A 25,388-nucleotide genomic window follows, 5' to 3' on the forward strand; every position below is an offset into this window, starting at 1 on the left:
CGCCCTGCGCCACGTTTTCTCGTTATTGTGGAATCGTGACACGGTGCCCTGATCGGCGGGCATGCTCGTGCACAGTATGCGCCGGCCGTTCGCTTCGGGCTTGCGCGCGGGTACATGGACTTCCGGGGGTGGGAACGTGATGAAGAATGCCTGGCTTGAGACACTCGGTGCGGCGCTGCTGGGCCTGGCCTGCGCGGCGCAGGCGCAGGCGCAGGGACCCACGCTGGCGAATCCGGTGATGTTCGTCACCCAGTTTCCGATCAGCGACGACTTCGCCTCGATCGGTGCGGTGTTCGCCAACCATCGCGGCGCGATGAACTCGGCCGGTCGCGGCGGCGACCTGTACATCCGCTATCCGAATGGCAGCCTGCGCAACCTGACCCAGGAAGCCGGCTACGGCATGAGCGGGTTGCAGGGCGCCAACGCGATCGCGGTGCGTGACCCGGCCGTGCACTGGAGCGGCACCAAGGCCATCTTCAGCATGGTCGTTGGCGCGCCGACGCAGTACCAGTGGAACAGCTACTACTGGCAACTCTACGAAGTCACCGGTTTCGGCCAGGGGCAGACGGTAACGATAACAAGGGTGCCCAACCAGCCCGCCGACACCAACAACGTCGAGCCGGCCTATCTGTCGAACGGCGACATCGTCTTCGTCAGTGACCGTACCCGCGATGGTTCGCGTCACCTGTATCCGCAGCATGACGAATACGAATCCACGCCGACCCCGACCGGCCTGTGGAAGCTGGTGCCCGCGACCGGCGCGCTGAGCCTGCTCCAGCATTCGCCCTCGGGCTCGTTCAGGCCGTTGGTCGACCGCTACGGCCGCATCATCTTCACGCGCTGGGACCACCTGCAGCGCGACCAGCAGGCCGACGCCGGCAACCACGGCAACTTCAACTGGGCCTCCGAGGCAGCCGACGCCCCGCGTCTGGCGACCACGGCTGAGGTGTTTCCCGAGTCACGCTACGACACCGCGACCAGCTACGGTCACACGATCAACCTGTTCCTGCCGTGGATGCTCAACCAGGACGGCAGCGGCGAGGAGACGATCAACCACATTGGTCGCCATGAGCTGGTCGGCTACTTCAACCGCAGCCTGCGCAACGATCCGAACCTCGTCGAGTTCAGTCCGGGCGCGCGGCCGAACCAGAACGTCACCGAGAACTGGCTGCAACTGGCCGAGGACCCGACTGTGCCGGGCCGCTACGTAGCCATCGACGCGCCGGAGTTCTACACGCACGCGTCCGGGCAGATCGTCGCCATGACCGCGCCACCGGACCGCAATGCCGACACGATCACGGTCGACTACCTCACGCCGCGCAGCACGCGCGGCATTCATGCCGGCACTCCGCCGGCCGACTTCAGTGGTCACTACCGCAATGCGATCGTGCTCGCCGACGGCAAGCTCATTGCCGCACGCAGCACCCATCCGGGCGCAGCCGGCAACGACGGCACGCGTCCCAATCCAAACCCACGCTACAAGTTCCGCCTGCATCTGCTGACCCCCTCGGGCGGCAGTTACGTGCCGGCTGCCGGCGGCGAGCTGACCGCCGGCATCAGCAAGAACATTTCCTATTGGGATCCTGACGTGCTGGTCAGCTACAACGGTCCGTTGTGGGAGCTCTCACCGGTCGAAGTGCGCGCACGAGCGGTGCCACCAGCGCCGACCACGCCGCTGGAAGCGCCGGAGCAGGCAGTGTTCGCGCAGACCGGTGTTGCCGCTGCCGACTTCAAGGACTTCCTCGCCCGCAACGACCTCGCCGCCCTGGTCGTGCGCGATGCAACCACGCGTGACGATGCCGACCGCCAGCAGCCGTTCAACCTGCGCGTGCCGGGCGGCGTGCAGCATGTCGGCGCCGGCGGGCAGGTCTATGACATCGTCTGGATGCAGTTCATGCAGGCCGACCAGATCCGCGGCATCGGTGGCATCGACACGCCGACCGCGGGTCGGCGCGTGCTCGCCCAACCCCTGCACGACGCGGCCGCGCTGCGTTTCATGCCGGCGGCCAGCGGCGCACCGGCCGGCGCCGTGCGCATCGCCGGTGATGGCTCGGTGGCCGCCCTCGTGCCGGCGCGTCGCGCGCTGGTCTGGCAGAGCACCTCCGCGGACGGCACGCCGGTCGTGCGTGAGCGCTACTGGATCTCGGCGCAGCCAGGCGACATCCGCGTCTGCGATGGCTGCCACGGCGTCAACCAGACCAACCAGGCCGGCGGTGGACCTGCCCAGAACAGCCCGCTCGCCCTGCGCGACCTGTTGATCCACTGGCGCGACAACATCGACGTGATTTTCCGCAATGGGTTCCAGTAGGAGACGGCTGACCAGCCGTTCGGCTGTTGAAAACCAGCCGTGATGCTTTTGCATTTGCGGCGCGTCGTGCCCCGATAGGAGCCCGTTCACGGGCGATGCTCTCGTCGATCGCGCCGACAAGCATCGCCCGTGAACGCGCTCCTAGGACAGCAGCGTTGAGGTGCGTGCGCGGCGTCATTCCTCGCCGAAGCGTGCGACCACATCGGCACGGGTCGGCATCGCGATCGAGGCGCCGATCTTCTCGGTGCTCAGGGCGGCGACGCGGTTGGCGTGGCGGATCTTGCGCTTGAACGCAGCGTCGACGTTGCGGGCAAGGGCGGCGGCGAGCGCGCCGTTGAAGGCGTCGCCGGCGCCGACCGTGTCGATGGCCTTCACGCGCTCGGCGGCGACGCGGTAGTACGGCGCCTCGTCGCCGCGCGTGTCCTCGCCGTGCGAGACGAAGCAGCCGGCCACGCCGAGCGTAACGACCACGGTCGGCACGCCGAGCTTGCGGCACAGCGCGTGCAGGCGTGCCTGGTCGAGCAGGCCAAGGTCGTCGGACTTCACGCGCTCGCCGACCAGCCGCTCGAGCAGCTGCACGAACTCATGCTCGTTCGGCGTGATGACGTCGCAGGCTTCGAGCAGGGCCGCGTCGACGTCGCGATGCACCGGCGCCGGATTGAGCACGCGCAGCAGGCCGTGCTGACCACCGAGGGTGAGTGCGGCGCGCACCGCGGTGAGGTCGTTTTCGAGCTGGCACAGCAGCACGCGCGCCTGCGCGAAGGCATCGGCCTGTGCCGCGACGAAGGCTTCTTCGAGTTCGAGGTTGGCGGCGAGGTTGACCAGGATGCGGTTCGCCCCGCGCGGATCGACGGCGATGCTGGCCGCCGCGGTCGGTGCGGTCGGGCAGGTCTGCCAGCGCGCATCGAGCGCCTCGCGCGCGGCGAAATCGCGGGCGAACGCACCGAGATGGTCGTCGCCGAGTGCGCCGATGAAGGCCACCCGTGCATCCTGGCGGCGGCAGGCGACGGCTTGGTTGAAGCCCTTGCCACCCGGTCCGGTGGTGAAGCCGTTGGCGGCGAGCGTCTCGCCGGTTTCCGGAAAGCGGTCGGCCAGCCAGACGTGGTCCTGCACATAGCTGCCGACGACGACGACCTCGAGGCGATTCGATGACATGGTGGACCTGCGGCTCCCTGCGGGCTGTGCATCGTAGCAGGCGCATGGATCGCGGCGCGCCGGCTATGCTCTGATCCTGCCCCCTGCGGCACCTCACCGATGACCCGCGCCGCCCGCGTCCTGCACCTGCTTGGGATGCTCTGATCAGAGCATCCCTTGGTGCCTCCCCGGTGCATTGGCTGCCGTGGAGTGTTAGCTTCCGGCTTCCACTGCATCCTGCCCGGGGGGGCTCCATGCATCCGTTCATCCGTCTGCGGGGTCGTACGGCCCTGTTCACCGCGTGCGCTTGTGCTTCACTGGCTGTCCAGGCCGAGACGATCTCGGTTCGCGTCGACGACATCGGGGCCGTTACTGCGGCCGGCATCACGCCGATCTATGCGACCGCTTACGAAGGTTTCCACTGGTTGCAGCTCGATGCGCAACAGTACGAGCGCCTGCAGGCCGCAGGCCTCAAGGCCACCATCGCCGAGGACGCGAATCGCATTCGCTTCGGCCGCGTGGATTTCGATCCGCTGGCCGACATCGTGCCGGCAGCAGGTTCTGCCTGGTCGACCACGCTCAAGCAGCAGGGCCTGCGCATCGTGCAGTTCAAAGGCCCGACCAAGGCCGAGTGGCTCGATGACCTGAAGCAGCGTGGGCTGACGCCGTTGCAGTACTACCCGCACAACGCCGTGCTCGTGTGGGGTGCGGTCAGCGCCAGCGAAAGTGCCGGTGCCGCCGACCATGTGCGCTGGCAGGGAGCCTTCCTCGACGACTGGAAGATGGACGACGACCTCGCCGCACGCAGCGGGCTGATCCGCAACGTCGACGTGCATTTCCACAACGACGGCGATGTTGGCGCCGTCATCGCTGCCCTCGAGGCGGCCGGTGCGCGCGTGCTGACGAAGGCGCCGGCACAACCCGACAAGGCATTCTTCGACGCCTGGATCGAGATCGACCGCGCCAACCTGGCACGCATCGCGCAGATCCCGCAGGTGCTGTGGTTCGGCTATGCCAGCCCTGAACCCAAGCTCGATGACGAACTGGCCACGCAAACCCTCGCCGGCAACTACAACGCCAGCAACGTGCCGCAGACGGGCTACCTGCCGTGGCTCGCTTCGATCAACTACAACGGCAGCGGCGTCACTTGGGCGGTGATCGACACCGGTGTCGATCTCACCCATCCCGATCTCGCACCGGTCATTGCCGGCGGCTTCTCATATCCCGGCTGCAGCACGACCGGCGGCAACGACTTCTCGGGTGGCGGCCACGGCACGCATGTGGCCGGCATCATCGTCGGCCAGGGTGTCGGCAACGGTTCGGGTGACATCGCCGACACCGGCGGCTTCCTCTATGGCCTGGGCGCGGCACCCGGCGCGCGTGTCTACGCGTTCTCGACTGTGGATTGCGGCGCGCCCTGGCCACCGGCCGGAGGTTGGCAGGAACTCAGCAAACGCGGCATCGCCGCTGGCACGCAGGGCGCCAACGCGAGCTGGACGACCGGCGAAGGCACTGCGCACGGCTACAAGGCCTCCGAGCGCACCTTCGACACGATGATCCGCGACGGTGATTTCGACACGCCGGCCGCCGAGCCGTACATCTTCGTGTTCTCGGCCGGCAACTCGGGACCGAACGCGACCACGCTGACCGCGCCGAAGGAAGCGAAGAACCCGATCATCGTCGCCAGCAGCCGCAACTATCGGGTGGGTGCGATCAACACGATCTCGTCATTCAGCAGCCGCGGACCGGCGGTCGATGGCCGCACGCTGCCGAACGTCGCCGCGCCCGGCGAATCGATCGCCTCGACCAAGCGCGTGGCCGGAGCATCGAGCTGTGCCACCTCGATTGCCGGCACCGCCAATCTCTATGCGCTGTGCAGCGGCACCAGCATGGCTGCGCCGTCGGTGTCCGGCTCGGCGGCCCTGCTGATCGAGAAATGGCGCACCGCGAACGGCGGCGCCACGCCGAGCCCGGCCATGGTCAAGGCCCTGCTCGTCAACGGTGCAGTGCCGAGCGACACGACGCCGATCCCGAACAACAATCAGGGTTGGGGGCGCGTCCATCTCGGCAACAGCCTCGCCCTCAACAGCAACGCCCACTACATCGACCAGACCGAACTGCTGACTGCAACCGGTACCACGCACGAGCTCGTCGTCGGTGTCGTCGACACCAGCAAGCCGCTGCGCGTGACGCTGACCTGGACGGATGCCCCGGGCGCGATCAACGCCAACCCGGCCCTCGTCAACAACCTCGACCTCGAGGTGGTGGACGGTGCCAACACCTACCTCGGCAATGTCTTCAACAATGGTGCCTCGGTCACTGGCGGCACGGCCGATGCGAAGAACAACGTCGAGAACGTCTACATCACCAATCCCGGCGGCGCGGTGACCATCCGCGTCAAGGGCACGGCGATCGTCGGCGATGGCGTGCCCGGCAACGCCACACCACTCGATCAGGATTTCGCCCTCGTCTGCACGAACTGCGTGCAGCAGCCGACCTATACGCTGACAGTCGATCCAACCTCGGCGGCCATCTGCGCCCCCGCCGATGGCAGCTTCGACATCGACACCAGTTCGGTGCTCGGCTACGCGGATCCGATCACGCTGGCCGCCGGCAACCTGCCTGGCGGTGCGAACGCGACGTTCAGTGCGAATCCGCTGAACCCGGGTGACAGCGCCACGCTGACTCTCGGCAACACGGCAGCCGTCACGCCAGGCACCTACACGTTCCAGGTCAACGCGACCTCGACCAGCGGTCCGCAGTCACGCAACGTCGGCGTGCACATCGCCGGTAGCGTTGCCGCTGCGCCGGCGCTGACGGCACCGGCTGACAATGCCGGCAACGTCGCAGCAATGCCGACCTTCACCTGGGCAGCCGATCCGCAGGCGCAGGACTACACCATCGAAATCGCCAGCGATGCGGCGTTCACCACGATTCTCGCCACTGCCACCGTCAGTGCCACCACCTACTCGCTCAGCGCGCCGCTGGCGACGAGCACGCGCTACTGGTGGCGCGTGCGCGGCAACAATGGCTGCGGCACGGGCACCTACGGTACGGCATTCTCGTTCACGACCATCCCGGCACCGGGTGATTGCCCGCTCGATGCCTTTGCCGTCACTGTCTTCGAGGACTCGATCGAGAATGGAACCAACGGCTGGTCGACGAGTTCGCTGATCGGTACCAATACCTGGTCGATCACGGCCGCGCAGTCGCTCAGCCCGACCCATTCGTGGTTCGCGCCGGACGTTGCCGCGACGAGCGATACCGTGCTGGTCTCGCCGACGATCGCCGTACCGGATGCCGCCTCGGCCCCGCAGACCCTCGAGTTCCACAGTCGGCACACGATGGAGGCGAGCGGTACGTCGGCCTGCTACGACGGTGGTCTCCTCGAAGTTTCCGTCGCCGGTGGCGCATTCAACCCGGTGCTGGACGCGCAGTTGCTGACCAATCCGTACACCGGCGCAATCTCGTCGAGCTTCAGCAATCCGCTTGCCGGCCGCCGTGCCTGGTGTGGAACCAAGCCTTTCACGCGCACCATCGTCGACCTCTCCTCGTATGCGGGCCAGAACGTACAGTTCCGTTTCCGCATCGGCACCGACAGCTCGGTCGGCGCCGAAGGTTGGTACATCGACGACGTCAAGGTAAAGGGTTGCGCCACGACCGACGTGATCTTCGCCGACGGCTTCGACGACTGATCCGATCCACCACCCGCCCCGCATGTGCGGGGTGGGTGGTTCGCGGCTCACCCCGCCCCCTCCAATCCAAACCCGCAGGCCCGGCCCCAGTGGATCGAACGTATCCAGGCCAAGGGGTCGTGCTGCCGTGGTCATCGCGGCGTCGAGGGTCAACATGGTGGCGCCTGCGCCCAGCAGCCCAGCAGGGAACAGGTTGCCAGGTGGATGACATCCAGCGATTTGACGTGGTGTTCGATGGCGGCGACACAATGCAGCATTCCGTCATCGATGCTGATCTGGTCGAGACGGTCGAGTAGCGGCCGTACCGGTGCGGGATCAAGCCGTTCGTGCCGCAGGGCGCGGGTCGGCTCAAGATTCAACAAGGCCGGGGAGATCACCTCCCCGCCATCGCTGCGCGTTGCCTCCGGCCAGCGCCGGACACGCGGATCGCCCGCGGCAAGCAAGGGATTGATCAGAACATCCCAAGGGCATGCAGGGCGATTGCAGCGTCGACATACCAGCGCGTCAGCACTCGCCCCGCGAGTCGGAAAGCAAGGGGTCGATCTTGGCGGGCGTGTAACGTGCCTTGCCCGACGGCCAGGAAGCGGCCGGGTCTTGGCCGCGACGATGTGACCCTCCCGCGCGCATTCGCTCCGCCGGGTCGGGATTGCCTTCGACGGCTTCGAGTCGCCAGCGCGTCATGCTGCGCTCGGTGACCAGCAACGGATTGCCGGAAATCACCTGGGCCAGCACCTGGACCGTTTGCTGATCGTCTTCATGGCGACGCTGTACCACACTTGCCAGACACACTCGGGTCGCCAACTGCAAGAGGGGGTGTGCTGCCAGCTGGTGGCCGGGATCAATCGGGATACAGTTGCGCTCCCGATCGATGCAGAGGATGCCCTCCGTGCTCCGATTGTTTCCGCCGGCGCTTTCCCCGGTCATCCGCCATGACGGTGCGCGGCAATGAAGCTCGTCCGCCTCATCGCCAATCTCGGCTACGGCAGTCGCCGCGAGGTGCAGGCGATGTTCCGTGAGGGGCGCATCACCGATGCTGCTGGCGAGGTGTTGTATGCCGACGACGTGGTCGCGCACGAGTGCGTGCGCGTCGATGGCGAGCCGCTCGATCCGGCGCCGGGGCTGGTCGTCATGCTCAACAAGCCGCTCGGCGCCACCTGTTCGACGCGCGATGCCGGGCGCATCGTCTACGACCTGCTGCCGTCGCGCTGGCGTGCGCGCGATCCGATGCTTTCGACGGTCGGCCGGCTCGATCGCGACACCAGCGGCCTGCTGCTGCTGACCGACAACGGTGCGCTGCTGCACAGGATCATCTCGCCGCGCCAGCACGTGCCGAAGGTGTACCAGGCCGAACTGGCCGAGGACCTGCGCGGCGACGAGGCGGCGCTGTTCGCCAGCGGTACGCTGATGCTCGATTCGGAAACCACGCCGCTTGCGCCGGCGATGCTCGAAGTGCTCGGTCCGCGGTGTGCGCGCCTGACCGTCACCGAAGGTCGCTACCACCAGGTGCGGCGCATGTTCGCGGCGACCGGCAATCGCGTCGAACGCCTGCACCGCTCGCGCGTCGGCGCGCTCGATCTTGGCGATCTCGAGCCGGGCGCATGGCGGGTGCTCGACGACGGCGAGGTCGCGCGGGTGTTCGCGGAGGGGTCGTCGGTTGCATGAGGCGCGCGATCCGCATTCTTGTTCCGCAGGAGTCCGTTCACGGGTGATGCTCTTCGTCACGACCAGCAAAATGCATCGCCCCAGAAGGGGCTCCTGCGCAAGCGCAGGGTGCATCAACGCGCGAGCACGAGCCCTTCGGGCAGGGTCAGCGTCGCCGCGATGGGCAGGTGATCGGAGACGAGGTGGGGCAGGGTGCGCAACTCGTCGACCTTCAGCGAATCCGAGACGAGGATATGGTCGATCGCGCGTTTCGGTGCCCAGCTCGGGAAGGTCGGCGGTGGTGCGTCGGGCGTGACCAGGGCGGTGCGCGCAAACAGGTTGCTCAGTTCGGGGCTCTCGATGGGCGTGTTGAGATCGCCCATCAGCACGGCGTTCGGATGGCCTTCGAGCAGTTCGGTGATGAAGCCGAGCTGGGCCGCGCGCGCGACGGGACCGAGTGAAAGATGGGCGATGACGACGATCAGCGAGTCGCTGCCTTCGCCGAAGCGCGCCCACAGCGCGCCACGCCCGCGGATGCGGCCGGGCAGCGGATAGTCGATGATCTCGCTCGGCTTGAGGCGGGCAAGCAGGCCATTGCTGGAAGCGGCGACTTTGGCCATGCGCCGGTTCGGCTGGTGCGTCCAGTAAGGGAAGCCTGCCGTTTCGGCGAGGTACTGGGTCTGGTTCATGAAGCCCGAGCGCAGGCTGCCGAAATCCGCTTCCTGCAGGCCGACCACGTCGAACTCGCCGAGCAGGCCGGCAAGGCCATCGAGGTTGGCACGTTTGCCGACCGGCACGACGTGCTTCCAGCTATGGGTGACGTACTCGCGATAGCGCTTGACGCTGCCGCCAGCAAGAATATTGCAGCTCAGCAGGCGCAATTGCGTCGGCGGTGCAGGGGCGATCGTGGCGGGGGCGTCGGTCATCGGATCAATAGTCGGATTGCCAGCCGTTGCATGAACGAAAAGGCCGCCCGCGGGCGGCCTTGCGCGGCAACCATGCGCGTCGTTTCACTCACTTCTTCTTTGCCTTGGCGTCGAGTTCCTGCTTGACGAGCATTTCCACCAGGGCGACCAGTTGCGGATACCCACCCGCCGAGGCGCCGGTAATGCGGTACTTGCCGTTGACGATGACCGTCGGCGTGCCGTCGACACCGAGCTTCGGCACCAGGTCTTTCGAGCGTGCGACCTTGCTCTCGACTTCGAACGAGGTCGACGCGGCCTTGAACTTCGCCACATCGACGCCGTGCTCGCCATACAGCGCGGCGATGTCGTCGAACGAGCGCAGCGGGCGCCGGTCGCGGTGCACCGCATCGAACACGGCCTGGTGGGTCTTGTCGAGCACGCCGAGCGACTGCGCCGCGTAGAACGCGCGCGCATAGGCTTCCCACTGCGCATTGAACACCGCCGGCATGTAAGCGAACGCGGCACCCTGCGGAAGCTTGGTCTTGAGCTCGTCGGCATAGGGCTGGAAATGCGCGCAGTGGATGCAGGCGTAGCTGAACACCTCGAGCACTTCGACGCGATCGCCCGACGAGGTTGGCTGTGGCGGGTCGACAAGGAAGTAGTTCTTGCCCACTTCGGCGGCGCCGGGTGTGGCAGCAGGGCCATGATCGTGGCCGGCATGATCTTCCGCCATGGCGGAGAAGGCGCAGGCCATCAGCAGCGCGGCGAAGGCGAGGGTGAGGCGCTTGAACATCGAAGGCTCTCCGGGATTCGAGGGGCGAGTCGGGCGGTCGCTTGCGCCGGCGTCAGCGGCCGGCGCTTTCCTTCGCGACGAGATGGTTGATCAGCGCGCCGAGCTTGTCGTAGCCACCGGCCGAACGACCGCTGACGCGGTACTTGCCGTTGACGACGAAGGCCGGCGTGCCGTCGATGCCGAGTGCCTTGACCAGGGCCTCGTTGCGCTTGAGCTTGGTCTCGATCGCAAACGACTTCGATGTGGCGAGGAAATCGGCGGCGCTGACGCCGTAGTTGGCGTAGAAGGCGGCCAGCGCATCCATGGTCGGCGCCGAGCTGTTGATCTTCTTGTCGAGGTAGATCGCACGGAACAGGTCAGCGTGTGCCTTCTCGGCGATGCCGAGCGCCTGCGCGGTGTAGAAGCCGCGCGCGAAGGTCTTCCAGGCATCAGAGGCGAACTGCACCGGCAGATAGACGAACTCGGCGTTGGCCGGCAGTGCCTTCTTGATGTCGGCGACGATCGGCACGGCCTGGTTGCAGGCCGGGCATGCGTAGGAGAACGCCTCGAGTACTTCGACCTTGTCGCCGGTGGTGGTCGCCTGCGGCGTTGCCACGAGCTCGTAGTGCTTGCCTTCCTGCCATTCGCCCATGTCTTGCGCATGCGCGGCGCAGGCCAGGCTCAGGCCGAACACGAGGGCACTCAGGAACTTCGACATCGTCAGTACTCCGGGGACGGGCGTGGTCAACGCGGGGAAAGGAAACGCATGCCGCCCTCGGACAGCAGATGCCGCGAAAGATTCACTTCGCGGCGTCGGCCGTGTGCAGGCCCTGGGCGTACGAGGCGAGGTCGGCGATGTCCTTGTCGGAGAGGCGCTTGGCGATCTCGGGCATGATCTTGGCGTGCTCGTCGTCGCCCCAGGACACGTCGCCGCGCCATTCGGTCAGCTTGGCCTGCACGTAGTCGGCCCACTGGCCGGCCAGTTGCGGATAGGCCGAACCGGCCATGCCGCGACCATCCGGGCCGTGGCAGGCCATGCAGGCGGGCACGCCGAGCTTGGCATCACCGGCACGGTAGAGCTGCTGGGCGCGTTCGACGGAGGCCGAGTCGGCCAGGTCCGACGTCGGCAGCTTGCTGGCGAAGAATGCGCCGAGATCGTTCATGTCCTGCGCCGACAGCGTCGCCGCGAACGGCGCCATGATCGCGTTGTCGCGCTGGCCGGACTTGAACTGGGCGAGCTGACGGGCGATGTAGGCCTCGTTCTGGCCGGCCAGCTTCGGGTACATGGCGATGGCGGAATTGCCGTCGGCGGCGTGGCAGGCGGCGCAGACGGCGGACTTCGCCTCGCCGGCCTTGGCATCGCCAGGTCCGGCGCGTTCGACCGACTCGGCCTGGGCCAGGCCCGCGGTGGCGAGCATCAGCAGAGCAAAAACGGGCCGAAAAACCATACACTGACTCCGCTAGGGGACTGGGGATGCGTCGGCTCGGGGCACAAGGCACCGACGCCGGCGGAAACCGCCGGATTATCCGCGCCCGTCGAAGGCCGGTCAAACCGGCCGGCCGGTCGATCCCGTGCGCAGCGCCCGTTCGCGGGTGGGCGACGGACCCGGAGCATCGCCACCGCAACCGCCTCGGACATCCATGCACATCCTGCACACGGTCAAGTTCTCCAAGAGTGCCAACGCAATGCGCGACCTGCCGCCCGACAGCGGTGCCGAGGTTGCCTTTGCCGGGCGCTCCAATGCCGGCAAGTCGAGCGCGCTCAATGCGCTGGCCGCGCACAAGGGCCTGGCCCGCGTGTCGAAGACGCCCGGTCGCACCCAGCTCATCAACATCTTCTCCCTCGACGATGCGCGCCGCCTGGTCGACCTGCCCGGTTATGGTTACGCCAAGGTTCCGGTCGGTGTGCGCGACCACTGGCGCGAGCTGGTCGACACCTATCTCAAGCAACGCAAGGCCTTGAAGGGCGTCGTCCTCATCATCGACTCGCGCCATCCGCTCAAGGAGTTCGATCGGCAGATGCTCGCCTATGCCGAGGCGATCGACCTGCCGTGTCATGTGGTGCTGACCAAGTCCGACAAGCTCTCGCGCAGCGAGGCCGCGCGCACACTCGCGCTGGTGCGCGCCGAACTCGGCGCCGACGGCAGCGCCGATGCGCGCGTCAGCGTGCAGCTGTTCTCGGCCACCGCCAAGGTCGGACTCGACGAAGCACGCGACGTGGTCATGCGCTGGCTCGGCAGCGCCTGATCGAAACCCGTGCGAGTGGCGGTCAACCGCGAAGCGGGGCCGCCGCTGCCACAAGCATCCTGAGTTGGTGGGTGCGCTTTCCGCCCTCATGCGGAATGCCGCCGGCCATCCGCCGGTGGGGTCGCCGCAGCGCTTGCATGAACCCGCGGCAACCCCATATCGCCGGGTCAACCCAGAGGAATCCCGCCATGTCCGGACCCAGTTCCGCCAAGGACGAGCCGATCACGCAGCGCGGGCAACTGGTCGAGTCGATCGCCTCCGGCGCGCGGCCGCCGGCCGATTGGCGCATCGGCACCGAGCACGAGAAGTTCGGCTTTCGCATCCCCGACGCGACGACGTCGGCCGATGAAGCCTTGCGCCCGCCGACCTGGGAGGGTCCGCACGGCATCGGCGCCCTGCTCGAAGGGCTGACCCGCTTTGGCTGGGAACGCGTCGAGGAGAACGGCAGGCTCATCGCGTTGCTGCGCGACCAGGCTTCGGTCACGCTCGAACCGGCTGGCCAGCTGGAGCTGTCCGGGGCACCGCTGGTGTCGATCCATGAAACCTGTCGCGAGGTCGGCGGCCACCTCAAGGAGGTCAAGTCCGTCGCCGATGCCCTCGGCATCGGTTTCCTCGGCATGGGCTTCCAGCCGAAGTGGTCGCGCGCCGACATGCCGTGGATGCCGAAGGGGCGCTACAAGATCATGCGCGAGTACATGCCCAAGGTCGGCTCGCTCGGCCTCGACATGATGACGCGCACCTGCACGGTGCAGGTCAATCTGGACTTCGCCAACGAAGCGGACATGGTGAAGAAGTTCCGCGTATCGCTCGCCCTGCAGCCGATTGCCACCGCACTGTTCGCCGATTCGCCATTCACCGAAGGCAGGCCGAACGGTTATCTCAGCTACCGCTCGCACATCTGGACCGATACCGACCCCGACCGCACAGGCATGCTCGATTTCGTCTTCGAGGACGGTTTCGGCTACGAGCGCTACGTCGACTACCTGCTCGACGTGCCGATGTATTTCAGCTATCGCGATGGCGTCTACCACGACCTGGCCGGTCGTTCGTTCCGCCGTTTCCTGCGCGGCGAACTCGACGAACTGCCCGGTGTGGTGCCGACGCTCAAGGACTGGGCCGACCACATGACCACCGCCTTTCCCGAGGTCCGCCTCAAGCGATACCTCGAGATGCGTGGCGCCGACGGCGGGCCGTGGAACCGCCTGTGCGCGCTGCCGGCCTTCTGGGTCGGCCTGCTCTACGACGACGCCGCGCTCGATGCCGCCTGGGATCTGGTCAAGGACTACACCAGCGACGAACGCCACGCCTTGCGCGATGGCGTGCCGAAGCATGCGCTGAAGCTGCCGTTCCGCGGCGGCACGGTGCGCGACGTGGCCGGCGAGGTCCTGAAGATCTCCTCCGCCGGTCTCGCCCGCCGCGCACGCACGAACCACAAGGGCGCCGACGAATCGATCTTTCTCGAACCCCTGCTCGAGATCGTCGCCACCAACCAGACACCCGCAGAGCGCAAGCTCGAATTGTTCCACGGTGCATGGAACGGCAGCGTCGATCCGGTGTTCACGGAGTTTGCCTTTTGAGTGCCACGCTGCGCCTGCGGCTCGCTCTCGTTACCCTGGTGGCGTGCGCGACTGCCGGCTCGGATGGTCACGGCAATGCGACATCGAGTACCTGCCACGGCAGCGTGTCGCGCGGCTCGCTCGACGGCGGCGTGCCCCTGCCGGTAAGCGGCTCCAACTTTTCGGCATACACGTCACTGGCACGCATGCTCGGCCGGACCTACGTCCATGCGCGCGTCCGCGACATCGTCGTCGATGCGTACGCGCGACTCGAACGCGACCACCCGGATCTCGTTTTCGTCTATGGCGAAACGGGTTTCGCCGAAGGCGGGCGCTTCTACCCACATCGCACGCACCAGAACGGCCTCTCGGTCGATTTCTTCGTGCCGGTCCGCGATGCAGGCGGGCGCGCCGTGACGCTGCCGACGACGGTGGCGAATCGCTATGGCTACTCGATCGAATTCGACCGCGATGGCCGCTGGCAGGAATACACGCTCGATTTCGAGGCGTTGGCGGCACATCTCATCGCATTGGATGCCGCGGCGAAAGCGCACGACGCCGGTATTGCACTCGTCATCTTCGAGCCGGCGTGGCTGCCGCGCCTGTATGCGACCCGACATGGCAATGCACTGCGCAGCAACCTCAGGTTCATGAGCCGGCCCGCCTGGGTCCGTCACGACGAGCACTATCACGTCGACTTTGCGGTCAGGTGCCGGCCGTTGCGTTGATCGGATCAGTCGCGTTGTTTTCGCTGGCCGAAACTGAATTGCCGAGGAGGAGAGGTGAGCGATGGAGCGGATCGCGAGATCGACAGCATCGGGCCACGATTCACGGTGACCCAAGCAAACACAGTGCGCACCCTGTACAGGGTTTGCCCGGCACAGGCGAATGGCATCGTCCTGGCGAAACCGGCTCCTTGCGCATCAATGCAGTGCGCGCACGAACGCCGTGTACTCCGCATCGATTGGCTCGGCCTGCGCCGGTCGGGCGAGCAGTTCGGCCAGCGCGGGCGGCACGGCGACGGCATGACCGAGCAGCGGTTCGACCACCTGGTCGAACTTGGCCGGATGTGCGGTCGCGGCGATGGCCCAGTCGCCGCCGATGCCACGCGCACGCAGGCGCTCGAACACTGCGATGGCGCAGGCGGTGTGCGGGCAGAAGGTCTCGCCGTAGTCGGCTTCACCGCGTGCGATGACGGTGCGGATCGTCGCGTCGTCGACCGATTCGGCGAGGAAGGTCTGGCGTAGCTGTGCCGCGTCGGGATACAGCCAGCGCAGGCGCTCGAAGTTGCTCGGTGCGCCCACGTCCATCGCGTTGGCGAGCGTGGCGATGCTGGCCTGCGGGGCGTAGTCGGCGCCGGCGAAGAAGTCGGGCAGAACGGCGTTCGCGTTGGTCGCCAGCGCGATCTGGCCGATCGGCAGGCCGCAAGCGCGTGCGAGGATCGCGGCGAAGGCGTTGCCGAGGTTGCCGGTCGGCACGATGAGGTTGAGCGGTGCACCATGCCGGCGTGTGTGTGTGAGCGCGGCGTGTGCGTGATAGGTCATCTGCGGCAGCAGGCGGCCGAGACTGATGCTGTTGGCCGAGCTGAGCGGCAGGCGTGCCTGCAGGGTGGTGTCGCCGAGCGCCTGCTTGGCAAGGCGCTGGCAGTCGTCGAAGCTGCCGGCCACGCGCAGCGCGCGCACGTTGTCGCCGAAGCAGCCAAGCTGATGGGCCTGGCGCGGCGATACGCGGCCATCGGGATAGAGGATGACGACGCGCAGGCCCGGCCGACGATGAAAGGCTGCGGCGACTGCGGCACCCGTATCACCCGAAGTCGCAACGACGATCGTCAGCGGCGCATCGTCGGGCTTGCGCAGGCGTTGCATGCAGGCGGCAAGGAAGCGTGCACCAAAGTCCTTGAACGCGGCGGTAGGGCCGTGGAACAACTCGAGCACGGCGCAACCGTCGATGCGGGTCGGCTTCAGCGGTGCCTCGAAGGCGAACGCTTCGGCGCAGATCGTGGCCAGGTCGGCGGCGAGTGGGTCGTCGGCGAAGAACGGGGCGAGCAGGTGCGAGGCAACCTCGGCCAGGGTGTTGGCGCCATCGAAATCGGCCTGGCCATAACGTGGCAGGGCATCGGGCACGTAAAGGCCGCCATCGGGCGCGAGGCCGGCGACGAGGGCGGCACTCAACGACGTCGGTGGTGTGCCGCCACGCGTGCTGATGAACTTCATGCGAGTACTCCGGCGGCCGGGCCGTTGATCGGCGAAACGAAGGCGTCGCTGGCCAAGCCGGCATCGGCGAATGCAGCTTGCATCGCCTGCGCGCCGATGTCCGCTTGTGCACGGTCCGCGAACCATGCAAATACGCTCGGGCCGGCGCCCGAGATGCTCGCGCCGAAAGCCTCGCTGGCGAGCGCGGCCCGCTTGACCGCATCGAAACCGGCGATCAGGGGCGCGCGGCGTGGTTCCACCAGCACGTCGGCGAGTCCTGCGCGCACCAGGTCGGCATCGCCACGATGGCAGCCGGTGAGGACGAGGGCGAGGTTGGCGCTTTGCGCGACGAAATCGCCGAGGGCATAGGCGCCGGCGAGCGCCTCGCGCGCGCGGCGTGTTTCCAGCACGGCATCGGGATGTACGACCGCGCAATGCCACGCATCGGGTACCGGTATGCGCACGAGACGGTCCTTCGTGGCCAGCACCAGGCCACCCAGCAGCATGGGTCCGACGTTGTCGCCGTGGCGGCTGCCGCTGGCGACGGCTTCGCCGGCGAGCGCGAACGGGTATAGCGCTTCCGGCGCGAGCGGCGTGTCGAGCAAGGCATTCGCTGCGACCAGCGCGGCCACGCACGAGGCGGCCGAGCCGCCCATGCCGGAACCGAGCGCAATGCCCTTTTGTAGTTCGACGGCAAAGCCGAACGGCAGCGCCAGCGCCTCGCGCAAGGCGATCAATGCGCGCCCGGCCGTATTGCGCTCCGCCTCGAGCGGCAGCGCGGTCACGCAACCGTGGATCGCCTCGATGCGCACCAGCGGTTCGTCGATGCGTGTGACCGTGGCGACGTCGCCGGCCCCGGCCAGGCTCTGCCCGAGGATGTCGAAGCCGACGGCGACATTGCCGATGCTGGCTGGGGCATGCGCGCACGCAGCACGCCGGGAATGAGCAATGGGGAATGCGGAGGAGTCGGGATTGGCGTTGGCAGCAGCCGTCATCGACTTGGCATTCGATACCGGGTCAAGGTTTCGCGAAACGGTCGAGCCATCCGCCTTGGACGAGTCCCCATTCCCCATTCCCGATTCCCGGTTTCTCACAGCTTCGCCCCCAGTCCCGCGCCCACGCGCAGCAGATCGGCGAACACGCCGGCAGCGGTGACTTCACGACCGGCACCGGGGCCGCGCACGATCAGCGGGTTGTCGGCATAGCGGCGCGTCGTGTATTGCACGATGTTGTCGGTGAGACTCAGGTGTGCGAATGCGTGCGTGGCCGGCAGTTCGACGAGGCTGACACGCGCCGTGCCGTCGCGGTCGAGACGGGCGACGTAGCGCAGCACGCAACCCTTCGCGTGCGCCGCGGCGTGCTGCGCGGCGAGATCGGCATCGAGCGATTCGAGGGCAGCGAGGGCGGCGTCGCGGTCGAGCGCGAGCAGCGCCGGCGGCACCAGGCCGCGCACGTCGACGTCGGCGAGTTCAAGCGCGAGTCCGGCTTCGCGGGCGAGGATGACGAGCTTGCGTGCGACGTCGAGGCCGGACAGGTCATCGCGCGGATCGGGTTCGGTGTAGCCGAGCGCAAGTGCTTCGCGTACCAGTTTCGAGAACGGCTCGCGGCCGTCGTAGCGGTTGAACAGCCAGGCCAGGGTGCCGGAGAAGATGCCTTCGACGGCGAGCAGTTCGTCGCCGGTATCGATGAGGTCGCGCAGGGTCTGGATCACCGGCAGGCCGGCGCCGACGGTGGCCTCGTAACGCCAGCGCGCACCGCTCTGCGCGCAGGCCCTGCGGATGTCCTGCCAGCGCGCGAGCGGTCCGGCACCGGCCTGCTTGTTCGGCGTGATGACGTGGATGCCGGCAGCGAGCCAGCCGGCATAGCGCGCGGCGACCGCGTCGCTTGCACTACAGTCGACGATGACCGCGTGTGGCAGGTGCGTGGCGTGCACCTGTGCGGTGAAGGTGTCGAGATCGGCCGGTGTTTCGCTCGCGGCCAGGCGCTCGGCCCAGTCATCCGGGAGTTCGCCGAGCTCGCTGGTCCACAGCCGGCGGGTCGAGGCGATTGCCCGCACGCGCAGATCGAGGTGGGCGTCGCGGCGCAGGCGCGGCAGTGCCTCGCGCAGCTGTTCGATGAGCTCGCGGCCGACGTTGCCGGGTCCGATGATGCCGACCGAGATCGTCTGCGCTGACAGCCAGAAGCCGGCATGCACGGCGCGCAGGGCGCGCGCCGCATCGCGGCTGTCGAGGGCGACTGAGATGTTGCGTTCGGACGCGCCCTGGGCGATCGCCCGGATGTTCACGCGCGCGCGGCCCAGGGTGCCGAACAACTGGGCGGACACACCTGGCGTTCCGGCCATGCCGTCGCCGACGGCGGCGAGCACGCTGATGCCCGGCGTCACCGTGATCGCCTGGATCTGGCCCAGCGCCAGTTCGCGTGCGAACACGGCATCGAGCGCGACTTCGGCGCGTTCGGCATCGGTGGCACGCACCACGCAGCAGATCGAGTGTTCCGACGATCCCTGCGAGATCATCACCACCGACACGCGCGCGTCGCGCAGCGCTGCGAACACGCGTTCGGCGGTGCCCGGCACGCCGATCATGCCGGCACCCTCGACGTTGACGAGGGCCAGATCGTTGGCCAGCGACAGTCCGCGCACGGGTCCGGCGTCGGCGCCGCCCTGGCTGGCGATGCGGGTACCGGGATGGTCGGGGCGGAACGTGTTGCGGATGTGGATCGGCAGGCCGAGCGCCATCGCCGGCAACATGGTCTGTGGATGGATGACCTTGGCGCCGAAATAGGCGAGTTCGCAGGCTTCCTCGTAAGACAGGCCATCGAGTGCGACCGCTTCCGGCACCAGGCGCGGATCCGCCGAGAGCACGCCGTCCACATCGGTCCAGATGTGCAGTTCACGTGCATCGAACAGGGCAGCGAAGATCGCGCCGGAGAAGTCGCTGCCGTTGCGGCCAAGGATGGTGGCGCGGCCATCGGCGGTACGGGCGACGAAGCCGGTGACGACGATGCGCCGCGCGTCGTGGGCGCGGCGCCAGTCGGCCAGGCGCGCGGCACTCGCTTCCCAGTCGACGGCGACGCCGAGTTCGCCGTGGGCGACCACCAGCACCTCGCGCGCATCCAGCACGGCGCAATCCCCGCCCAGGGCGTGGAGATGCGTGCGCAGCAGGTTGGCCGAGAACACCTCACCGAGGCCCTGCACTGATTCGACTGCCTCGCGTGCCGGAATGCCGAGCACGGCGAGGGCGTTGAGCACGTCGGCGAGTGCGTTGAACTGCGCATCGAGCCAGGCGACGAACGCGCTCGCTGCATCGCCGAGCAGGGCCTCGGCCGTCTGTACATGACGCGCCCGCAAGGCCTGCCAGGGCGTGCGCCAGTCCTCGCGCCGCGCCGCCGCCGAGGCCAGGCCGATCAGCGCATCGGTGACACCCTGCATGGCCGAAACCACGCTGACCTGGTGCTGGTCGTCACGCGCGAGCAGCAGCTTGCCGACATGGCGGTAACGCCCGGCATCGGCCAGCGAGGAACCACCGAATTTGTGCGCGATCGTCGGCGGCGCATCGGCGTCCGGGTTGCGTGCCGAGGCGAGGGTGGCGGACAGCTTGGCAAGCGGACTCATCGGGTCTCCCGTGATGGCCCCGCGCGCTTCGGAAGGGGGGAGTGCCCGCTTCCTCGTCGAGGAGCGGGTTCGTTCGTGGATTTCAGCTGCGCACGATCGACCGCTCCGGTGACGGAGTGGTAATGGTCGTGGTCGTACCGTATGTGCGCATGCAGCAAGTGGAGCCGATGGCGCGTCGTCGTGTCAAGGATGCGGCGATGGTTTCATGCGCAAGCGCTTGTGGCGCGCGCGCAGCGGGGCGCAGACCACGGTCGCCACGATGGCACAAGCGTGATGTCGCCCACCCGTCAGGCGCGTCGATGCGCCGGTTTGCTGACCAGCAGGCGGCGCAGTTCGTCGAGTTCCTCGGGCGTGAGGCCGGACGCTTTCCGCTTCGCGTCGAGGTCGTCCAGGCGCTGCTGCATGGTCTGCACGTCGAGCTGGGCGATCGCGCCGAGGAAGTCGGCGCGGGCCTGGGCTTCGTCGCTGGCGAGGGCTTCGAGCGTGGCGAGCTTGTTGAGCGCGGCGGCTTCCTCGCGGTCGGCGAAGTGTTCGAGCAGGGCGCCGGTGGTCAGGTTTGGGCGTTCGCGGCACAGTTTGACCAGCTCGACCAGCAGCGGCACGCCGGGCTGACGCAGCACGGCGAAGCTCCATGGCGGTTCGATCGCCGGGCCGAGCGAGGGATATTGCACGAGCAGGGTGATGGCCGTGCGTACCAGCGAGCGTTGCGGCGGGCGTCCGCGTGCGGCGTTCGCGCGCGCGTGCTGCACGTTGGCGGTGCTGGCGGTGATCGTGCGCGCGCCGCTGCGGCGTTCGAGTTCGGCCGCCATCAGGTCGCGGAAGGCGCCGTCGGGAATCTGCGCGAGCATCGGCCGTGCGCGTTCGGCCAGGCGCGCCTTGCCGTCGATGCTGGCGAGATTGACGTCGCGCGAGTGTTCGGTGAAGAAGAACTCGCTGAGCGGAGTCGCCGCAGCGAGGCGCTGCTCGAATCCTTCCACGCCTTCCTTGCGCACGAGCGAGTCGGGATCCTCGCCATCGGGCAGGAACAGGAACCACGCCTGCCGACCGTCGCGCATGCGCGGCAGCACCGATTCGACCGCGCGCCATGCGGCCTGGCGGCCGGCGCGGTCGCCGTCGAAACAGAAGTAGACGTCGGCGGCGTTGCGGAACAACAGTTCGGCATGGTCGCTGGTGGTCGCCGTGCCGAGCGTCGCCACCGCCTGGGTGATGCCGACCTGGTGCAGGGCGATCACGTCCATGTAGCCCTCGACCACGAGCAGGCGCGCGATCTTCGTGTGGGCGGCGCGTACCTGCCACAGGCCGAACAGTTCGCGGCCCTTGTGGAACAGGGGAGTCTCGGGGGAGTTGAGGTATTTCGGGCCGTCGGATTTGTTCTGTCCCTTGCCCACTTCCTCGGCGACGGCGGCTTCGCCGAGCGGTGACTTCGCCTTCTGCGGTGCCAGGATGCGTCCGCCGAAGGCGATCGTGCGCCCGCGGCGGTCGAGGATGGGGAACATCACGCGGTCGCGGAAGCGGTCGTAGCGGCTGCCGCGGTCGCCGCTGGCGAGCAGGCCGGCCTTGTCGAGCAGGGCGAGGCGCTGCGGCGTGGTGCCGAGCGCGTTCTTCAGTGCGTCCCAGGCATCGGGTGCATAGCCCAGGTTGAAGCGTTCGAGGATCGCCTCGTCGAGGCCGCGGCCGGCGAAATAGGCCTGCGCCGCCGGGCTGCGTGCGAGCTGGGTACGGAAGAACGAGGCGGCCTGCTCGAGCACCGAATAGAGGTCGGTGCTGTCCTCGCGCGGCACCGCGCGCTGGCCGCCTTCGTATTCGACCTTGAGGCCGGCGCGCGCGGCGAGCTCCTCGATCGCATCGGGGAACTCGAGGCGGTCGTAGTCCATCAGGAAGCGGATCGCGCTGCCGTGCGCGCCGCAGCCGAAGCAGTGGTAGAACTGCTTGTTCTGACTGACCGTGAACGACGGCGAACGCTCGTCATGGAATGGACAGCGCGCGCTCCAGTCGCGCCCGGCCTTCTTCAACGGCACGCGCTCGCCGATCACCTCGACGATGTCGATGCGTGTCAGCAGTTCGTCGATGAAGCGCTCGGGGATGCGGCCGGCCATCCGGCTAGTTTACGGCGTGGCGCAGCGAAACCCTGCGTTCTTGCGCGTAGTAGCCCGATCACGGGCGATGCTTTTCGACGCGATGCAAGAAGGCATCGCCCGTGAACGGGCTACTACGGCTACCGTCAATCCGCGTCCGCACCCCAGACGACATCGCCGAACACGGCCATCGGCGTGCCGGCGTCGACACGCACGTAGACGTGCAGCTCGCGCTCGAAGCGCAGCGGTTCGGCAAAGCCGAAGCTGGCACGGGCGCGGCCACCGAGGTCCTTGGCGTAGGCGACGCCGACACCGGAATTGACGTTGCCGCCGAATGCGGCATCGGCGGCGTTGAGCGAGCCCAGCATGATGACCCGGCCGTCGATGGCGACGTAGGCGGTAGTCTGCGTCGCGTCGATGCCAAGGCCGACCACGCTGGCGCCGACGAAGACGCCGGGGCCGCGCACCGCGGCGATCTTGTATTGGCCGACCGTCGGCGAGGTGTGCAGCTGGCGGATGTGGTCCGGTTCCTTGACCGCGGCGGCCGCGGGCAGGGCGGCGCCGAAGGCGAGGGTGAGGGTGAGGGTGCAGGCAAGCAGGGACGTGCGGATCATGCGGGTGACCTCCTTCGTGGGTGTTCCTCAAAACGACGAAAACCGAAAAAGGGGGCCAAGCCGAACGCAGCCGCGCGGATCCGGGTGCGGCCGCGGTTCAGCCGGCGAGCTTGCGCTTCACCAGCTCCGAAACCTGGCCCATGTCGGCGCGCCCTGCGACCTGCGGGCGCACCAGGCCGATGACCTTGCCCATGTCCTTCGGGCCGCTGGCGCCGGCTTCGGCGATCGTGCGGGTGACGATGGCCTCGATCTCGGCCTCGTCGAGCGGCGCCGGCAGGTAGAGCTGGATCACCGCCACTTCGGCACGCTCGACGGCGGCGAGGTCATCGCGGCCGGCGGCGGTGTACTGCTCGATCGAGTCCTTGCGCTGCTTGAGCATCTTCTCGAGCACGGCGGTGACCTGGGCGTCGTCGAGGACGATGCGCTCGTCGACTTCGCGCTGCTTGAGCGCGGCGAGGATCAGGCGGATCACGCCGAGGCGGTCCTTCTCGCCGCCTTTCATCGCGGCCTTCATGTCATCGGTGATGCGGTTCTTGAGCGACATGGATGGGAATCCGGTTGGATGGCGACGCGGGTCGCCGGGGAACGGTGCAGACGCAAAAAGCCGGCGCTGCTTGCGCAACGCCGGCCTCGAAGATCGCCCGGGTGCGGAAGACGGCCGCGGCCGCCTTCGCTGCGGGGCAGGACGCCTGAGCGAACCTGCCGCCGACTGGATCAGTACATCCGCTGGCGCTTGGTCACGTCGCGCGAGACGCGGCGCAGATGGCGCTTGACCGCAGCCGCACGCTTGCGCTTGCGCTCCTGGGTCGGCTTTTCGTAGAACTCGCGCTTGCGCACTTCGGCCAGCACGCCGGCCTTTTCGCAGGTGCGCTTGAAGCGGCGCAGGGCAAATTCGAAGGGTTCGTTTTCGCGAACTTTGACGCTGGGCATGGGATCTCCGCGGTAGACTCGTCACCCGGGCTCTTGGGCGAGCCGCGCATTCTATCGTGATGACTTTGCCGTTTGCAAAGCCGGGCCCCGTGCTCGGCATCGAAACTTCCTGCGACGAGACCGGGGTGGCTGTCTATGACCCGGCCCGCGGCCTGCTCGCGCACGCCCTGTACAGCCAGGTGGACCTGCACGCCGAGTACGGCGGGGTCGTGCCCGAACTGGCCTCGCGTGACCACGTGCGCAAGCTGCTGCCCCTGGTCCGCGAGACGCTGGGGCGCGCCGGGCTGGGGGTCGATGATCTCGGCGGCGTTGCCTACACCGCCGGTCCAGGCCTGGTCGGTGCCCTGCTGGTGGGTGCTGCCGCCGCGCGCGCCTTGGCCTGGGCGCTGGAGATCCCAGCCATCGGCGTGCACCACATGGAAGGGCACCTGCTCGCGCCGATGCTCGAAGCGGACCCGCCAGAACCGCCCTACGTTGCCCTGCTCGTCTCCGGCGGTCATTCCATGTTGATCGAAGTGGCCGCGATCGGCCGCTACCGCCTGCTCGGCGACACCCTCGACGATGCCGCTGGGGAGGCCTTCGACAAGACCGCCAAGCTGATGGGCCTGCCGTATCCGGGCGGTCCGGCGCTGGCGAAGCTGGCTGAGGCCGGCACGCCGGGCCGCTTCCGCTTCACCCGGCCGATGACCGACCGTCCCGGCCTCGACTTCAGTTTCTCCGGCCTCAAGACCCAGGTCCTGCTGGCCTGGCAGCGCAGCGACCAGGGCGAAGGCGCGCGCGCCGACATCGCCCGCGCCTTCGAGGAAGCCATCGTCGAGACGCTGGTGATCAAGTGTCGTCGCGCGCTGGCCGAGACCGGTGCGCGCCGCCTCGTCGTCGCCGGCGGTGTCGGCGCCAACCGTCGCCTGCGCGCCGAGCTTGCCGAGGCTGCGCAGGCGGAAGGTTTCACGGTGCACTTCCCGCGTCTGGAGTTCTGCACCGACAACGGCGCCATGATTGCCATGGCCGGCGCCCTGCGCCTGCAGGCCGGGCAGCTCAGCGATGCACAGATCCAGGTGCGTCCACGCTGGGATCTCGAAAGCCTGCCGGCGCTGGTCGCCTGAATCGGCACACTACTCACATCCGGATCGCACAGCATCCATGGACACCGTATTCATCGAAGACCTGCGCATCGACACCGTCATCGGCATCTACGATTGGGAGCGACGCATCCGCCAGACCGTCGCCCTCGACATCGAGATGCGCTTCGACAACACCAAGCCGGCCGCCACCGACCGCATCGAGGACACGCTCGACTACAAGGCCGTGGCGAAACGCCTGATCGCCTTCGTCGAGGCTGCCGAGTTCCAGCTCGTCGAAGCCCTCGCCGAGCGTTGCGCCGCGATCATCCTCGATGAATTCGCTGTCGACCACGTCAGCCTGCGCTTGGCCAAGCCTGGTGCCGTGCGCGGTTCGCGTGCGGTCGGCGTGCGCATCGAGCGCAGTCGTGGGCGTGCAGATCGCGCCTGATGCATGCGCGGCAGCGCATGTTGCGCAAGGGATGCCCTGATCAATCCCGTCGTTGGGAATCAAAAGGTTGGGGCCGTCCTGTGCGGGCGCAGCTCGGCGCCCGCACAGGACGGTGACGCCGTCGTGGGATTGCTCAGGGCGTCTCAAGCCATGCCTGGACCCGCAGCCGTCGTTCACGGTGCCGGCCCACGTCGAAA

Annotated in this window: 22 protein-coding genes; 8 read left to right on the plus strand and 14 right to left on the minus strand. The window is 67.7% G+C overall.

All coding sequences use genetic code 11. The annotated features are described in order from the left end of the window. Positions 1-139: 139 nt before the first annotated feature. Complete coding sequence (locus tag KF907_RS06460) at positions 140-2,308, plus strand: HzsA-related protein (protein ID WP_291219146.1); 2,169 nt, start codon at positions 140-142, stop codon at positions 2,306-2,308. A gap of 174 nt (positions 2,309-2,482) precedes the next feature. Here the strand turns inward: KF907_RS06460 and KF907_RS06465 are convergent, their stop codons facing one another. After that, positions 2,483-3,463: a ribokinase gene (locus tag KF907_RS06465; RefSeq protein ID WP_291219147.1), complete on the minus strand. Its 981-nt coding sequence runs from the start codon at positions 3,461-3,463 to the stop codon at positions 2,483-2,485. Between the two features lie 233 nt (positions 3,464-3,696). Here KF907_RS06465 and KF907_RS06470 point away from each other — a divergent pair, with 233 nt between their 5' ends. Further along, a complete protein-coding gene (locus KF907_RS06470; RefSeq protein ID WP_291219148.1) occupies positions 3,697-7,137 on the plus strand; it encodes a S8 family serine peptidase in 3,441 nt (1,146 codons plus the stop codon). Between the two features lie 149 nt (positions 7,138-7,286). On the opposite strand, the gene KF907_RS06475 is transcribed toward KF907_RS06470, so the two are convergent. Next, positions 7,287-7,580 (minus strand): hypothetical protein, encoded by a 294-nt coding sequence (locus tag KF907_RS06475; RefSeq protein ID WP_291219149.1) that lies wholly within the window; start codon positions 7,578-7,580, stop codon positions 7,287-7,289. Positions 7,581-7,641: 61 nt separating this feature from the next. Further along, a complete protein-coding gene (locus tag KF907_RS06480; RefSeq protein ID WP_291219151.1) occupies positions 7,642-8,061 on the minus strand; it encodes a hypothetical protein in 420 nt (139 codons plus the stop codon). A 21-nt stretch (positions 8,062-8,082) separates the two neighbouring features. Between KF907_RS06480 and KF907_RS06485 the strand changes: the two genes are divergently transcribed. Next, positions 8,083-8,799: a pseudouridine synthase gene (locus KF907_RS06485; protein WP_291219152.1), complete on the plus strand. Its 717-nt coding sequence runs from the start codon at positions 8,083-8,085 to the stop codon at positions 8,797-8,799. Positions 8,800-8,912: 113 nt separating this feature from the next. Here the strand turns inward: KF907_RS06485 and KF907_RS06490 are convergent, their stop codons facing one another. From KF907_RS06490 to KF907_RS06505, 4 genes are all read right to left on the minus strand, one after another. After that, positions 8,913-9,704 (minus strand): endonuclease/exonuclease/phosphatase family protein, encoded by a 792-nt coding sequence (locus KF907_RS06490; RefSeq protein WP_291219154.1) that lies wholly within the window; start codon positions 9,702-9,704, stop codon positions 8,913-8,915. A gap of 88 nt (positions 9,705-9,792) precedes the next feature. After that, positions 9,793-10,476: a thiol:disulfide interchange protein DsbA/DsbL gene (locus KF907_RS06495; protein WP_291219156.1), complete on the minus strand. Its 684-nt coding sequence runs from the start codon at positions 10,474-10,476 to the stop codon at positions 9,793-9,795. A gap of 52 nt (positions 10,477-10,528) precedes the next feature. After that, positions 10,529-11,173: a thiol:disulfide interchange protein DsbA/DsbL gene (locus KF907_RS06500; RefSeq protein ID WP_291219158.1), complete on the minus strand. Its 645-nt coding sequence runs from the start codon at positions 11,171-11,173 to the stop codon at positions 10,529-10,531. Between the two features lie 82 nt (positions 11,174-11,255). Further along, positions 11,256-11,903, minus strand: a complete 648-nt coding sequence (locus tag KF907_RS06505; protein ID WP_291219160.1) for a c-type cytochrome — start codon at positions 11,901-11,903, stop codon at positions 11,256-11,258. Positions 11,904-12,096: 193 nt separating this feature from the next. Between KF907_RS06505 and yihA the strand changes: the two genes are divergently transcribed. The 3 genes from yihA to KF907_RS06520 all read left to right on the plus strand — a co-directional run bounded on the left by yihA (position 12,097) and on the right by KF907_RS06520 (position 14,986). Continuing rightward, positions 12,097-12,702 carry a ribosome biogenesis GTP-binding protein YihA/YsxC gene (yihA, locus tag KF907_RS06510; protein ID WP_291219162.1) on the plus strand — a complete coding sequence of 202 codons (606 nt, stop codon included), beginning with the start codon at positions 12,097-12,099 and terminating at the stop codon, positions 12,700-12,702. 188 nt (positions 12,703-12,890) lie between these two features. Then, positions 12,891-14,279: a glutamate--cysteine ligase gene (locus tag KF907_RS06515; RefSeq protein WP_291219164.1), complete on the plus strand. Its 1,389-nt coding sequence runs from the start codon at positions 12,891-12,893 to the stop codon at positions 14,277-14,279. Further along, complete coding sequence (locus tag KF907_RS06520) at positions 14,276-14,986, plus strand: penicillin-insensitive murein endopeptidase (RefSeq protein ID WP_291219166.1); 711 nt, start codon at positions 14,276-14,278, stop codon at positions 14,984-14,986. The genes KF907_RS06515 and KF907_RS06520 overlap by 4 nt, the downstream gene beginning before the upstream one ends. A gap of 195 nt (positions 14,987-15,181) precedes the next feature. Here the strand turns inward: KF907_RS06520 and thrC are convergent, their stop codons facing one another. From thrC to rpsU, 7 genes are all read right to left on the minus strand, one after another. Then, complete coding sequence (thrC, locus tag KF907_RS06525) at positions 15,182-16,471, minus strand: threonine synthase (protein ID WP_291219168.1); 1,290 nt, start codon at positions 16,469-16,471, stop codon at positions 15,182-15,184. Then, entirely contained in the window at positions 16,468-17,445 is a 978-nt protein-coding gene (locus KF907_RS06530) for a homoserine kinase (protein WP_291219170.1), read from the minus strand. The genes thrC and KF907_RS06530 overlap by 4 nt, the downstream gene beginning before the upstream one ends. A gap of 95 nt (positions 17,446-17,540) precedes the next feature. Beyond that, positions 17,541-20,063 carry a bifunctional aspartate kinase/homoserine dehydrogenase I gene (thrA, locus tag KF907_RS06535; RefSeq protein WP_291219172.1) on the minus strand — a complete coding sequence of 841 codons (2,523 nt, stop codon included), beginning with the start codon at positions 20,061-20,063 and terminating at the stop codon, positions 17,541-17,543. A gap of 287 nt (positions 20,064-20,350) precedes the next feature. After that, on the minus strand, positions 20,351-22,159 hold the full coding sequence (locus KF907_RS06540) for a DNA primase (protein ID WP_291219174.1): 1,809 nt from the start codon (positions 22,157-22,159) through the stop codon (positions 20,351-20,353). Between the two features lie 125 nt (positions 22,160-22,284). Next, positions 22,285-22,752 carry a hypothetical protein gene (locus KF907_RS06545; RefSeq protein ID WP_291219175.1) on the minus strand — a complete coding sequence of 156 codons (468 nt, stop codon included), beginning with the start codon at positions 22,750-22,752 and terminating at the stop codon, positions 22,285-22,287. A 97-nt stretch (positions 22,753-22,849) separates the two neighbouring features. Beyond that, entirely contained in the window at positions 22,850-23,296 is a 447-nt protein-coding gene (locus KF907_RS06550; RefSeq protein WP_291219176.1) for a GatB/YqeY domain-containing protein, read from the minus strand. Between the two features lie 170 nt (positions 23,297-23,466). Beyond that, the gene (gene rpsU, locus KF907_RS06555) at positions 23,467-23,682 is read right to left on the minus strand and encodes a 30S ribosomal protein S21 (RefSeq protein WP_092405488.1); all 216 of its coding nucleotides are present in this window, start codon (positions 23,680-23,682) and stop codon (positions 23,467-23,469) included. 59 nt (positions 23,683-23,741) lie between these two features. Here rpsU and tsaD point away from each other — a divergent pair, with 59 nt between their 5' ends. Continuing rightward, a complete protein-coding gene (gene tsaD / locus KF907_RS06560) occupies positions 23,742-24,785 on the plus strand; it encodes a tRNA (adenosine(37)-N6)-threonylcarbamoyltransferase complex transferase subunit TsaD (RefSeq protein WP_291219178.1) in 1,044 nt (347 codons plus the stop codon). A gap of 37 nt (positions 24,786-24,822) precedes the next feature. Then, a complete protein-coding gene (gene folB / locus KF907_RS06565; RefSeq protein ID WP_291219179.1) occupies positions 24,823-25,191 on the plus strand; it encodes a dihydroneopterin aldolase in 369 nt (122 codons plus the stop codon). Positions 25,192-25,388 lie beyond the last annotated feature (197 nt).

The sequence above is a fragment of the Dokdonella sp. genome, from assembly GCF_019634775.1.
GTDB lineage: Bacteria > Pseudomonadota > Gammaproteobacteria > Xanthomonadales > Rhodanobacteraceae > Dokdonella.